The sequence below is a fragment of the Mycolicibacterium arabiense genome (assembly GCF_010731815.2).
GTDB classification, from domain to species: domain Bacteria; phylum Actinomycetota; class Actinomycetes; order Mycobacteriales; family Mycobacteriaceae; genus Mycobacterium; species Mycobacterium arabiense.
In genome coordinates this window covers 303,967-317,469 of record NZ_AP022593.1, presented here as the reverse complement: position 1 = coordinate 317,469, position 13,503 = coordinate 303,967, and the positions used below count along the sequence as shown (strand labels likewise).

12 protein-coding genes are annotated in these 13,503 nt (G+C 67.4%); 8 read left to right on the top strand and 4 right to left on the bottom strand.

Annotated elements, in window-relative coordinates:
• The first annotated feature begins 217 nt into the window (after nt 1-217).
• Genes G6N61_RS03110 through G6N61_RS03090 form a run of 5 tightly spaced genes read left to right on the top strand, consistent with a single transcriptional unit; the run spans nt 218 to nt 5,293 of the window.
• On the top strand, nt 218-1,693 hold the full coding sequence (locus G6N61_RS03110) for an APC family permease (protein ID WP_163917204.1): 1,476 nt from the start codon (nt 218-220) through the stop codon (nt 1,691-1,693).
• Nucleotides 1,690-2,688: a carbohydrate kinase family protein gene (locus G6N61_RS03105; RefSeq protein ID WP_198339323.1), complete on the top strand. Its 999-nt coding sequence runs from the start codon at nt 1,690-1,692 to the stop codon at nt 2,686-2,688. The genes G6N61_RS03110 and G6N61_RS03105 overlap by 4 nt, the downstream gene beginning before the upstream one ends.
• Before the next feature lie 30 nt (nt 2,689-2,718).
• Nucleotides 2,719-3,978, top strand: a complete 1,260-nt coding sequence (locus G6N61_RS03100; RefSeq protein WP_235887385.1) for an aminotransferase class III-fold pyridoxal phosphate-dependent enzyme — start codon at nt 2,719-2,721, stop codon at nt 3,976-3,978.
• Nucleotides 3,975-4,613: a class II aldolase/adducin family protein gene (locus G6N61_RS03095; protein WP_235887384.1), complete on the top strand. Its 639-nt coding sequence runs from the start codon at nt 3,975-3,977 to the stop codon at nt 4,611-4,613. The genes G6N61_RS03100 and G6N61_RS03095 overlap by 4 nt, the downstream gene beginning before the upstream one ends.
• A gap of 56 nt (nt 4,614-4,669) precedes the next feature.
• On the top strand, nt 4,670-5,293 hold the full coding sequence (locus tag G6N61_RS03090) for a TetR/AcrR family transcriptional regulator (protein ID WP_163917203.1): 624 nt from the start codon (nt 4,670-4,672) through the stop codon (nt 5,291-5,293).
• A gap of 8 nt (nt 5,294-5,301) precedes the next feature.
• Here G6N61_RS03090 and G6N61_RS03085 read toward each other — a convergent pair whose 3' ends face one another.
• Nucleotides 5,302-6,060, bottom strand: coding sequence for an IclR family transcriptional regulator (locus tag G6N61_RS03085; protein WP_163924563.1), 759 nt, complete (start codon nt 6,058-6,060; stop codon nt 5,302-5,304).
• A gap of 164 nt (nt 6,061-6,224) precedes the next feature.
• Between G6N61_RS03085 and G6N61_RS03080 the strand changes: the two genes are divergently transcribed.
• Nucleotides 6,225-7,499 (top strand): DUF6986 family protein, encoded by a 1,275-nt coding sequence (locus tag G6N61_RS03080; protein ID WP_163917202.1) that lies wholly within the window; start codon nt 6,225-6,227, stop codon nt 7,497-7,499.
• A complete protein-coding gene (locus tag G6N61_RS03075) occupies nt 7,496-8,323 on the top strand; it encodes a bifunctional allantoicase/(S)-ureidoglycine aminohydrolase (protein ID WP_163917201.1) in 828 nt (275 codons plus the stop codon). Before G6N61_RS03080 ends, G6N61_RS03075 begins: the two co-directional genes overlap by 4 nt.
• Nucleotides 8,324-8,332: 9 nt before the next feature.
• On the opposite strand, the gene G6N61_RS03070 is transcribed toward G6N61_RS03075, so the two are convergent.
• Complete coding sequence (locus tag G6N61_RS03070) at nt 8,333-9,055, bottom strand: aspartate/glutamate racemase family protein (RefSeq protein WP_163917200.1); 723 nt, start codon at nt 9,053-9,055, stop codon at nt 8,333-8,335.
• An 11-nt stretch (nt 9,056-9,066) separates the two neighbouring features.
• Nucleotides 9,067-10,572 (bottom strand): NCS1 family nucleobase:cation symporter-1, encoded by a 1,506-nt coding sequence (locus tag G6N61_RS03065; protein ID WP_163924562.1) that lies wholly within the window; start codon nt 10,570-10,572, stop codon nt 9,067-9,069.
• 224 nt (nt 10,573-10,796) lie between these two features.
• On the opposite strand from G6N61_RS03065, the gene allB reads away from it, so the two are divergent.
• A complete protein-coding gene (gene allB / locus G6N61_RS03060) occupies nt 10,797-12,155 on the top strand; it encodes an allantoinase AllB (RefSeq protein WP_163917199.1) in 1,359 nt (452 codons plus the stop codon).
• A 94-nt stretch (nt 12,156-12,249) separates the two neighbouring features.
• Here allB and G6N61_RS03055 read toward each other — a convergent pair whose 3' ends face one another.
• On the bottom strand, nt 12,250-13,461 hold the full coding sequence (locus G6N61_RS03055; RefSeq protein WP_163917198.1) for an acyl-CoA dehydrogenase family protein: 1,212 nt from the start codon (nt 13,459-13,461) through the stop codon (nt 12,250-12,252).
• Nucleotides 13,462-13,503 lie beyond the last annotated feature (42 nt).

Genomic DNA, 13,503 nt, shown 5'->3' with positions numbered 1-13,503 from the left:
CCGGCAACGCATGCCTCCGCTCTTGCCTCCGCGATAGCCCCGCGCTGCCCCGGAACCGGCCTCGAGTTTCCATCCGGTTAACAGTCCCGCCGGGTCTTGTTCTATTTCGGACGTCCGTCTACTGTTCCGGAGAGCGTGCGATCCAGGTCACCGACGAGCCGGAGCGCATCCCGCCATCCGGCACGAATAGCCCGCGAGATCGCCTGGGAGAAGACGAATGTCATCACACGCACCGGACGCCGCCCCCGTGGCGTCCGCAGATCCCGGGGCCGCCACCGGCACCACCGGGTTCAAGGCCAATCTCGGCACCGGCCGGGTCGCACTCCTCGTCATCGCCTGTGCCGCGCCGCTGGGATCGGTCATCGGCAACACGCCGATCGGCTTCACCCTGGGCAACGGTGCCGGCCTTCCCATCATCTTCCTGGTGGCGGGTCTGGTCCTCGCGTGCTTCGCGGCGGGATACGTCGCGATCAACCGGGCCGTTCCCGGCGGAGGCGGATTCGCCCGCTACGTGCACGCGGGATTCGGGCCCGGGGCCGGTCTCGGCGCGGCCTACGCGACCACCGTGGCGTACGGGTCGGGGACGATCGCCATCACCGCGGCCGCCGGCTACTTCGCCGACGTGATCGCGCAGCCGTACGGCCTGGATCTGCCCTGGTGGCTCTACTCCATCGTCGCCATGGTCATCGTCGGCACGATCGGGCGCTACGCCGCCGACCTCAGCGCGAAGGTCCTGCTCGTGATGATCGTCGCGGAGTTCGCGATGCTGATCGTGCTCGACGTCCTGATCCTCGCGCACAGCGGGCTCTCGGCCTTCCCGCTGGACGTGTTCTCCCCGAAGCAGGTGTTCTCCGGTAGCGTCGGCCCCGCGCTGATGATCGCGTTCACCTCGTTCATCGGCATCGAATCCGCGGTCATCTACGCCAACGAGGCGCGTAACCCCGGCAAGACGGTGCCGCGCGCCATCTACCTGTGCGTCGGCGTCATCTCGGTCTTCTACTTCCTCACCGTCTGGCTCATCGTCGGCTCGGTCGGCGTGAATCAGATCGTGCCCGTGGCCGAGGAGGCGCAGGGCGACCTCCTGTTCACCCTCTCGGGTCAGCAAGGTGGCACCGTGCTGACGACGCTGATGCAGATCTTCTTCCTCACCAGCGTCCTGGCATCGCTGGTGGCGCTGCACAACGCGACGACCCGCTACCTGCAGACGATGGGCGCCCAGGGCACCATGCCGAGATTCCTGGGCGTCCTGCACCCGCGATACCGGGGGCCGGCGCGTGCCAGCGAGGCGCTGTCCGTTCTGACCGCCGCGCTGGTGGCCCTGTTCGTGATCGTCGGCCTCGACCCCTACCTTGGCGTCTACACCAGCCTCGGAGGCCTCTTCACGGTGGGCATCGTGGCCATGCAGGGCGCGGTCGCCGTCACCGTGGTGGTGTTCTTCCGCAAGCGCAAGGACCCACGGCTCTGGAAGACCATGACCGCCCCCGCCATCGGCGCACTCGGCCTGCTGACGGCCACGGGCCTGATCATCGCCAACTACTCGGTGCTCACGGGGACCGACGCCATGCTGCCCAACCTGCTGCCCTGGTGCATCCCGTTGGCGTTCGTCATCGGGTTCGTCGTTTACCACCGTCGCCGCGACCTCGTCGTCGACTTCGACCCCGCACCGGCAGCCGAGAGTCGAGCCCAGCCGTGAGTTCCGTGGCGGTGATCGGCCCGCACCTCATCGACGTCCTCGGCCGTCCGGTCTCCGAGATCCCCGCGGGCCAGGGCAGCGTCGTCCTCGACGAGATCCGGGTCACGGTGGCCGGAACCGGCGGCGGCGCGGCGGTCGACCTCGCGAAGCTCGGCGCCACCGTCTCGTCGTTCGCAGCCATCGGAGACGACGTCCTCGGCCGACTCCTCGTCACGCAGCTGCGGGAGTTCGGCGTCGACACCGCCGGTCTGGTCACCAAGGCCGGGCAGAAGACGGCGTCGACGATCCTGCCGATCCGACCCAACGGGGAACGGCCCGCGCTCCACGTACCCGGTGCGATGGCGTCGCTCCGGTCCGCCGACGTGGACGGCGCGACCCTGCTCGCCGCAGACGCGGTGCTCTTCGGCGGCCCGGAAACGACACCACGACTGCTGGATCCGGACGGCGTCGACCTGTTCCGCGCCGTACGGGCCGCAGAAATGCCGGTCTTCGTGGATCTGCTCTACCCGGGGCGGCCCGAGACGCTCGAACTACTCGGTCCGCTGTTGCCGCTGATCGACTGGTTCATGCCCAACGATCAGCAGCTGCGCGGACTCACCGGCGTCCACGACCTCGTCGACGCGGCGCGGATCCTGTTGGAACGTGGGGTGGGTGCCGTCGCCGTCACCGTCGGCGAACACGGTGCGCTGCTGGTGCGGCCGGACGCGGACCCCGTCTCGGTTCCGGCTCTGCCGACCACCGTGGTCGACACCACCGGATGCGGCGACTCCTTCAACGCGGGGATGATCACCGGCCTGCTGGCCGGATGCACCGCAGCGGACGCCGCCCTCGTCGGCTGCGCGTGTGGCGCACTGGTGGCCTCCGGGCTCGGATCCGATGCGGGCATCGAGGACCTCGACGGCGTGCTCACGCTCGTCTCCGCATCGAACCCCGAGGCGGGGCACCGCATCGCCACCCAACTCGCCGCGCGCGAGACGGCTGCGCTCGATGCCTGACCAAACTCACTGCACCAGAGGGAGAACACCGTGACCACCGACATCGACGTCACCGCTGATCGACGTCAGCGCAGCGCCGACACCGAGCTGCGCCGCCGCGCCAAGGCCGTCGTGCCCAACGGCATGTACGGCCACGAGAACATGAACGCGTTCCCGGCCATCCCCCAGTTCATCGCGCGGTCGCGCGGAGCCCGGCTGTGGGACGTGGACGGCAACGAATACGTCGACCTGATGTGCAGCTGGGGCCCGGTCATCCTCGGCCACGGTGACCCGGTGGTCGATGCAGCCGCCGAAGAGCAACGCCGACAGGGTGATTGCCTCAACGGACCCGCGCCCGTCATGGTGGAGCTGGCAGAGACCTTCGTGGAAACCGTTGCCGACGCCGACTGGGCCATGTTCGCCAAGAACGGCACCGACGCCACCACGATGTGCTGCACGATCGCACGCGCCCAGACCGGGCGCACGATGATCCTCGTCGCCGAGGGCGCCTATCACGGTGCCGCGCCCTGGTGCACCCCGTTCCCCGCGGGCGTCACCGCCGCGGACCGCGCCAACCTGCTGCAGTACCAGTTCAACGACGTCGCCTCGATCCGCGCCGCCGTCGGCGATCGGGCAGGCGACGTCGCCGCGATCATCGTCAGCCCCTTCCGGCACGACGCCGGGTACGACCAGGAATTCGTCGACCCGACCTTCGCGCGGGACGTCCGTGCCTACTGCGACGAGATCGGCGCGGCGCTCATCCTCGACGACGTCCGCGCCGGCTTCCGGCTGCACCACGGCGGCAGCTGGGAACCCCTCGGCGTACCAGTGGATCTGACGCCCTGGAGCAAGGCCATCGCGAACGGATATCCGCTGGCCGCGGTTACCGGCACCGACCGATACCGGGACGCCGCCGGTGGCATCTTCGTCACCGGTTCGTTCTGGATGGGAGCCGTGGACATGGCCGCCGGCTTGGCCACGCTCACCGAACTGGCGCGCCGCGACTCGGTGTCCCGGATGCGGGACCTCGGGCAGCACCTGCGCACCGGCATCGTCGCCAGCGCCGAGCGATGGGGATTCGACGTGCACTACACCGGGCCCGCTCAGATGCCGAACCTGTTGTTCGGCAACGACTCCGACTACGAGCTATCCATTGCATTCAGCGCGGAGGCACAGGCTCGCGGGGTCTACGTACACCCCAAGCACAACTGGTTCGTCTCGGCCGCGATGACCGACGGCGACCTCGACATGGCTCTCACCGGTCTGGACGGCGCCTTCGCTGCGCTGCGGGCACGGTATCCCCGCTCGTGAGCAACCTGCAGGCGCTACGCGGTGACGTGGCGGCGCGCTGTCGCGACCTGGCGGCGCAGGGCATGGCCGTGGCCGGCGCGGGCAACGTCAGCGTGCGGTCCGAGGACACGATCCTGATCACCCGGGCGGGGATGCGCTTCGAGACCGCAACGGCGGAGGACATCACCGTCGTCAGCCACGCCGGCGACGTCCTCGTCGGTTCCCGACCGTCCTCCGAGACGGGCTTGCACCTGGGAATCTACGAGCGCTCGGCCGGCCAGGCCGTCGTCCACACCCACGGGCGGAGTTCCGTCGCCGTCGGGCTGGTGTGCGACCAGATGCCCCTGGTGCACTACAACCTGCTGAGGCTGGGCGGCCGGATCCCGACCATTCCCTACTTCCTGTTCGGCTCCGACGAATTGGCCGAGGCGGTGGGAGCTGCGGTCGCAGGGGGTTTCGGCACCGTGCTGATGCGCAACCACGGCGCGGTCAGCAGCGCGGGATCGCTGGCCGAGGCCGTCGAGCACGCCTGCCTCATCGAGTGGGTGTGCGACGTCTATCTGGCGGCACGCAGCATCGGCACACCCGCGGTCCTCACCGACGACGATCTGGATGCCGTAGCCGAGCAGAGTCGGCGCCTTTCCTACGGCAGCTGAGGAGCATCCGGCCCGGGTCCTACACTCGTTCACAGCCGGACAGCCGAGGGGACCCGATGCCGAAGATCGTCGATCACGACGAACGCCGCGAGGAGATCCTGCGTGCGGCGATCCGGGTCATCGACAGCGTGGGGCTGGACAACACCACCACCCGCGCGATTGCGCTCGAGTCCGGCTACTCCAACGGGGTCCTGAGTCACTACTTCCAGGACAAGGACGACATCCTGCAGTCGATCCTCGTGAAGACGCACCGGGAATTCATGGGCCGCGTCGAGGAAAGCATGCGCGGCAAGGACGAGTTCGGCCGGCTGTGGGCCATGTTGATGCAGAACCTCCCCTTGGACCGCGAACGCCGCGTCGAAACCCTGATGGAGATGACCTTCTGGCCGCGCGCGGTGTCGAACCCCGCCTCGCGGGAGTTCCAACGCGACGCCGCCAACGATCTGCTGAAGCGCATACGCACCTTGATCGCCGACGTCCGCGCAGCGGGACGGCTCGACAGCGACCTGACCGATGCCGACGTGGCCGAGCTGCTGATCGCCGTCATCGACGGATTGTCGGTGCACGCCGAGCTGTTCCCCAAGCGGCTGCCGGCTGCCCACCAGAGGAAGTTGATGCGAGTCCAACTGGAGGCCATGGGCTTTCGCATCGACGAGAAGGCGCTCGACGCCGCACGGTAACGGCGGCCCTACCCCTCCCTCGCCCCGATCAGGGCTTCGGAGATCACGCCGGTTGCCTTCGTCAATGCAGGGAGGGCGCGAGCGACGAACTCGTCGCTGACACGAGCCGACGGACCCGAGATGCCGATCGCCATCGGAGTCGGAGCACCCGGTACCGCCATTGCGACGGACCGAACACCGACCTCCAACTCCTCGTCGTCGACCGCATAGCCGTCGGCGCGCACGCGCTCGACGTTCGCGAACACCGCGGAGAGGGTCGAGGCACTGTTGTCGGTCGGTGCCGGAAGTCCGGACTGCGTAACCAATTTGAGGATGCGTGCATCGTCGAGTTCACCCAGGACGGCCTTGCCCACACCGGACGTGTGCAGGCCGACGCGCTTGCCGACCTCGTTGTTGGCCCGCATCACCTTCGACGGAACCTGCCCGGTGTAGATCACCATGTCACCGTCGAGCACCGCGAGGCTCGCTGTTTCCGACAGTTCGTCGACCAGCGACTGCAGCACCGGCCCGGCGACCGCGCCCAACTGACGGTTCGCCACCTCACCAAGCCGAATCAACCTCGGCCCCAGTGCATAGCGGCGATTGGGCAGTTGCCGCACGTAGCCGAGTCCGACCAGCGTGCGCAGGAGACGGTGGATGGTCGGCGGCGGTAACGGAGACTCCGCCGACAACTCCGTCAGCGAGCACTCTCCTCCCGCGCGTCCGATCAGCTCCATCAACTCGAACGCGCGCTCCACCGACTGCACGCCGCCCGACTTCTCCGCCATGCGACCCACTTTCAGCCGTCGAATGTCGTTCCATCCAACATGCTGAAAATGACTTCCGCAATACGGAATCGTTGAGAGTATCCGCAAGGGTGTCACCCTCGCGCTAAACTCCACAATGTGGAATTCTGTCGTGACGGACACTTCCACCCACGGAAGGGACAACGGTGACACGACGCCTCGACGATGCCGTGCTGGCCGACGTCGACAGCCGCCTCGCGGACGCCGACGCCCGACTGGTCGCCGGATATCCCGGCGACGACGGTCGTCGGCAGCCGGTCCACACCGTCTACGTCCCGGGCAACCGGTACTCGGCGACGACGCCCGCCGACTGGGGGTCCGCCGCTCTCGCCGCGGCGCATGACGCAGGCGGACTCGACGCGGTCGCCACGCTCGTCGGCGCGAGCAGCGGAACCGACTGCGAGCCGGAGACTCTCGCCGCCCTCGTCGAGGACAAGCTGACCACCGAACCCATCGAAGACCTCCGCATCGACTTCGAAGACGGCTACTCCCCCTCGGACGGCACCGAGGACGCGGACGTCGCGCGAGCGGTCGCCGCACTGCGGACCGCACTCGACTCGGGCACCTCGACGCCGTTCGTCGGCACTCGCTTCAAATGCCTCGAGGCAGGCACCCGTGCCCGAGGACTGCGCACGCTCGACCTGTTCGTCAGCGGACTCGTCGACTCCGGCGGCCTCCCCGACGGCCTGACCCTGACCCTGCCCAAGGTGACGTCGGTCGACCAGGTCGAGGCGATGGTCGCCGTCGCGAGCGCCCTCGAACGTGCCAACGGGCTGCCCGCGGGCCGCATCCGCTTCGAGGTGCAGGTCGAAACACCGCAGGCGATCCTCGGTGCCGATGGCCGCGCACCCGTCGCCCAGTTCATCCACGCCGGCAACGGTCGCGTCAGCGCGCTGCACTACGGGACCTACGACTACTCGGCGTCCCTTGGCATCGCCGCCGCCTACCAGTCGATGGAGCATCCGGCGGCCGACCACGCCAAGAACGTCATGCAACTCGCCGTGGCAGGCACCGGTGTGCACATGTCCGACGGCTCGACCAACATCCTCCCCGTCGGCGACGCCGACAACGTCGCCATGGCGTGGAAGCTGCACGCCCGCCTCGTCCGGCGCCACCTGGAACGCGGCATCTACCAGGGTTGGGACATGCACCCCGCCCAACTCGTCACCCGATACCTGGCGACCTACGTGTTCTACCGAGGCGCCTTCTTACCGGCCGCGACGCGGCTGCGCAACTACGTTCACCAGCTCGACTCGACCGTCATGGACGAGCCGGCCACCGCCCGCGCCCTCGCCAGCGTGATCCATCGCGGCAACGCGTGCGGCGCCCTCACCGTCGACGAGATCGAGACAGCCACCGATCTCCCCATGTCCACCGCGCGTGACATTGCGCTCGGCCGCCCGATCAGGAGCACGCAATGACTACTCCACCGACCACTGGTTCTTACTACACGCCCCGCGGCGGCCTGCCCCCGCAGACCGATCTGCTGACCGACCGCGCGATCGTCACCGAGGCCTACACGGTGATCCCGCGCGGGGTCCTCTCCGACATCGTCACCTCGGTGTTCCCGGAGTGGACCGACACCCGCGCATGGATAGTCAACCGGCCCGTCGCCGGTGGCGCTACGACGTACTACCAGGCGATCGTCGAGGTCAAGCCGGGCGGCGGGGCGCAGCGACCCGAGCCGCAACCCGAGGTGCAGAGCTTCCTGTTCGTCACGTCCGGTGCACTCACCGTCGACGCGGCAGGACAATCGCAAACACTCACCGAAGGCGGCTTCGCCTACCTCCCGGCAGGCACCGACTGGTCGGCCCGCAACGACGGCAACGCCGACGCCACGTTCGTCTGGATCCGCAAGCGCTACGAGGCCGTCGAGGGCCACACGGTATCGGTGAAGTTCGGCAACGAGCAGGACATCGAACCGTCGGCCATGCCCGGGACCGACGGCAAGTGGCGCACGACGCGCATGCTCGACCCGCAGGACCTCGGGTACGACATGCACGTCAACGTCGTCACCTTCGAGCCCGGCGCGACCATTCCGTTCGCCGAGACCCACGTGATGGAACACGGCCTGCTGATGCTCGAAGGCAAGGCCGTCTACCACCTCAACAGGGACTGGGTGGAGGTGCAGGCGGGCGACTTCCTGTCGCTGCGCGCCTTCTGCCCGCAGGCGTGCTACGCAGGCGGACCGTCGAACTTCCGCTACCTGCTGTACAAGGACGTCAACCGACAGATCATGCTCTGAGACATTGAGCTACGACTGGAATGGCCAGCCAGTGATGTTCTTCGAGCGTGGCGTCGCGTAGGTACGCACCTTCGACGTGGACAGTCCCATCCGGACCAATCCTTCGGCGATGGTGACCGCCGCGCGGACGCCGTCGACGATCGGGACGCCGGTCGCGGCCGTCACCTTCTCCTCGAGTTCGGCCATACCGCCGCAACCGAGGCAGATCACCTCCGCGTGATCGTTCTCCACTGCCTCTCGCGCCTCGCGCACGATCGCCTCGACCGCCCGACCCGGATCCGACTCGAGTTCGAGCACTCCGAGGCCGGACGCGCGCACCGACGCGCATCGTGCATCGAGACCCGCGAGCTTGAGACGGTCCTCGATCAGCGGGACGGTGCGGTCGAGCGTGGTGACGACCGAGTACTTGTGTCCGAGATACATCGCCGTCGACGCGGCAGCCTCGGTGATGTCGACCACCGGGACGTCGAGCAACTCCTGCAGGCCCTCCCGGCCGTGCTCGCCGTACCCTGCCTGAATCACGGCGTCGAACGGCTCGGGGTACGAAGTGACCGCATCCATGACGGCGATGGCCGCGAGATAGCTCTCGAAGTTCCCCTCGCACGAGTCCGCACCGAAACGCGGTGTGATGCCGACGATCTCAGTACCCGGAGACGCGACACGGCGCGCCGACTCGGCGATGGCATCGGTCATCGAGGCCGTCGTGTTCACGTTGGCTACGAGGATTCGCATGGCAGTCCCTACTAGTGCGTGCTCGCCACGGCGATGGGCTCGCCAGAGACGTCGTTGAACGGACCCCGTCGGTCGGCGACCACCAGGTACACGATCGCACCGAGTCCTGCGCCGATGAACCAGGAGAACTCGGAGACGATCTTGAACGCCGGAACGAACGCCATCAGCAATGCCGCCACCGCCGTGATGACGAGCGCGACCACGGCGCGCATGTTGACGCCCTTGGCGTAATGGTATTCGGAGTTCGCATCGGTGGTGAACAGAGCTGGCACGTTGATCCGGGAACGACGCACCAGCCAGTAGTCGGCCATGATGATGCCGAACAGAGGCCCGAGAATCGCACCGAGCCCGCCGAGGAAGTAGTTGATCACCGCAGGCGAGTTGTACAGGTTCCACGGCAGGATGATCAGGCCGATGACGGCCGAGATGAATGCTGCCCGACGAAAGTTCAGCTGCTTCGGGAAGAGGTTGTTCAGCGCATAGATCGGGGCGACGAAGTTCGCCATCAGGTTCACGGCGACTGTCAGGATCAGCAGGGCCAGTGCCGCGAGCACCAGCAGCAGGGTGTTCGGCACTTCCTGAACGATGTCGGCGGGCGCTTCGATGATGCGTCCGTCGATGCGGAATTGGGCGCCGGCAAGGACGATGACGATGGCGCCGAACACCAGCATGTTGAGCGGGATGCCCCAGAAGTTGCCCTTCACGATGGCCCGCTTCGACGTCGCGTTCCGGGTGAAGTCGCAGAAGTTCAGCACGAACGTGCCGTAGATCGCGACCCACAGGCTGGCGCCGCCGATGATCTGCAACCACATGTCGACCCCGGTGAGCGAGTCGGGTGTCGTCCACGCGATGGTCCAGTCGGCGTTGCTGAGCATCCAAATCGCGAGCGCGATCATCGTGAACAGGATGACCGGGCCGGCGAAGGCTTCGTACCTGCGGATCATCTCCATGCCGTAGCTGACGATGATCACCTGGATCACCCACAGCACGATGAACGAGATCCAGCCGAGCGTGGACAACCCCAGGAAGCTGTTCGAGTCGAGGGTCTCGGCGGACGGTACGAGCGCGATGATCATGATGCGCAGCACCACGGACGCGAGGTAGGTCTGAATGCCGAACCATGCGATCGCGATCGCGCCGCGGATGAGCCCAGGAATCTGCGCGCCGCGGGTGCCGAACGAGATGCGGCTCATCACCGGGAACGGGACACCGGTCTTCTCTCCCATGAACCCGGACAGGTTGAGCAGCAGGAAGAGGAAGACGCCGCCCAGGCCGAGCGCCAACAGGATCTGCCACCCGCCGAGGCCGAGCGCGAACAGCCCGATCGCAAACGAATAGTTGCCCAGGCTGTGCACGTCGTTCGCCCACAGGGTGAAGATGTTGTACGCGCTCCACCGGCGACCCTCGCGCTTCGTGGGCGCGAGCTCAGGGTTGTACAGGGACGGACTGACGTCGGCGATCGAAGTGGCATCGTCACGACTGGGGTCGCCGATCAGACCGGTGGACTCTGTGCTCATGGATACGCCTGTCACGGTCGGAGCGCCGACGCCCAGCGCCGCCGCAAATATTCCACGGTGTGGAAGTAATATTCCACGGATTAGACAAGTAAGTCGTATCGCGACAGGGCGTGTCAAGGCTTTGGCGCGATTGACTGTGTCCACGCTCACATCTAGAGTCGGCCCAGGAATGGAGTTTCAGTTCCACGATGAGGAATTCATCTCTTAGTGACGGAGAGCCGCCGATGACCGCCGACACCCCCGACCAATCCGGTTTCGACCTGGTGGTCCGCGGCGAACGCATGCTGACGACGGCGGGAATCGTCGCCCGCGAGATCGGCATCCGCGACGGTCGCGTCGTCGCGATCGAGCCGCTCGGAAGCGGTCTCACCGGCACCGAGGTCGTCGAACTCACGGACGAGCAGGTGATGATCCCCGGCCTGGTCGACACCCACGTCCACGTCAACGAGCCCGGCCGCACCGAGTGGGAGGGTTTCGACTCCGCTACCCGCGCAGCGGCGGCGGGCGGCGTGACCACGCTGATCGACATGCCGCTCAACTCGATTCCGCCGACGGTCAACGTGGACGCACTCGACGCCAAGCGCGCGGCCGCCTCGGGCAAGACGCACATCGACGTCGGTTTCTGGGGCGGTGCCATCCCCGGCAACACCGGCGACCTGCGCGGCCTGCACGACGATGGCGTCTTCGGCTTCAAGTGCTTCCTGCTGCACTCCGGCGTCGACGAGTTCCCGCATCTCGACGCCGACGAGATGGAGAAGGACATGGCCGTACTGGCCGGCTTCGACTCCATGATGATCGTGCACGCCGAGGACTCCCGCGCCATCGATCGAGCCCCCTCGGCCGAGGGCGACCGGTACGAGCGCTTCCTCGCGTCGCGGCCGCGCGGCGCCGAGAACGTGGCGATCGCGGAAGTCATCGAACGCGCTCGGTGGACCGGCGTCCGTGCGCACATCCTGCACCTGTCGTCGTCGGACGCACTGCCCATGCTCGCGACCGCCAAGCGTGACGGCGTCAAGATCACCGTCGAGACCTGCCCCCACTACCTGACGCTGCTGGCCGAGGAGATCCCCAATGGCGCAACGGCGTTCAAGTGCTGCCCGCCGATCCGCGAGGCGTCGAATCGGGAACTCCTGTGGCAGGGCCTGCTCGACGGCACGATCGACTGCATCGTCTCCGACCACTCCCCCTCGACGGTCGACCTGAAGGACGTCGAGAACGGCGACTTCGGCGTCGCATGGGGCGGCGTCGCGTCGCTGCAACTCGGCCTGTCGTTGATCTGGACCGAGGCCAAGCGTCGCGGCATCAAACTGACGCAGGTGATCGACTGGATGGCAGCCAAGCCCGCCGCGCTCGCCGGATTGAACAACAAGGGCAAGATCGCGCTGGGCTACGACGCCGACTTCGCTATCTTCGAGCCCGAGTCCGCCCAGGTGGTCGACGTACACAAGCTGCACCACAAGAACCCGATCAGCCCGTACGACGGGCGCGCGCTCGCCGGTGTCGTGACGAGTACCTGGTTGCGCGGCAAGAAGATCGACTTCACGACCCCGCAGGGCCGGATGCTGCGCCGCGGCGGCGTGTAGCGCGGCTGAGGCACCCCCCGCGAGCGTGCGCGAACTCGGGTCGCGGGGCGGCGTGTCGCCCGCAGACACGCACGCTCGCGGAAGGACTCTCGGGCTACTTCAGGGGGAGGCCGGTGATCGCGCGGGCCATCACCAGACGCTGAATCTCGCTGGTGCCTTCGAAGATCGTGAAGATCTTGGCGTCGCGGTGCATGCGCTCGACCGGGTAGTCGCGGGTGTAGCCGTTGCCGCCGAGGATCTGGATGGCCTCGTCGGTGACATACACGGCCGTCTCGCTCGCGATCAGCTTGGCCATCGATCCCTCGGCGTTGGTGAACGGCAGGTCGTTGCGCGCCATCCAGCCCGCACGCCACACCAGGAGCCGGGCACTGTCGATGCGGGACTTCATGTCGGCGAGCTTGAACGCGATCGCCTGGAAGTCACCGATCTTGCGACCGAATTGCTCGCGCTGCTGGGCGTATTCGAGGGCGTACTCGTAGGCGGCCCGCGCAACGCCGAGCGCCATCGCGCCGACCGTGGGCCGGGTGCGCTCGAACGTCTTCATCGCCGCCTGGCCCGCGGAGCGCTTGCCCTCGCGCGAGCGGGCGATGCGCTCGTCGAACTTGTCCTTGCCGCCGATGATCAGCCGGCCCGGGAGCCGCACGTCGTCGAGCACGACCTCGGCGGTGTGCGAGGCGCGGATGCCGTGCTTCTTGAACTTCTGACCCTGGCTGAAGCCCTTGGTGCCGGGCGGGATGATGAACGTCGCCTGGCCGCGCGAACCGAGGTCCGGCTCGACCGATGCGACCACGATGTGCACGTTGGCGATACCGCCGTTGGTCGCCCACGTCTTGGTGCCGTTGATGACCCATTCGTCGGTCGCCTGGTCGTAGCGGGCCCGCGTGATGATGGCCGAGACGTCCGATCCCGCGCCCGGCTCCGAGGCGCAGAACGAACCCAGCAGCGGTTCGTCGACCGTGCCGAACATCTGGGGCAGCCACTCGCCCAGTTGCTCCGCGGTACCGGTGGCCGCGAGCGACGCCGCCGCCAGACCGGTCCCGAGGATCGAGAGGCCGATACCCGCGTCACCCCAGAACATCTCCTCGAAGACCGTCAGCATGCCGAGGCCGCTGGGCTCCGCGGCCTGGGTCGCGAAGAGGTCCATCGAATAGAGACCGACCTTCGCTGCCTCCTGAATGATCGGCCACGGCGTCTCCTCGCGCTCGTCCCACTCTGCAGCCGCAGGCCTGACGATCTGTGCAGCGAAGTCGTGAACCCAGTCCCGGACGTCGACGACGTCTTCGGGAAGCTCCAGGGAGAACGTCATGGCGACAGGTCCTTTCGATGATCCGACGGCCATGCGGCCGGT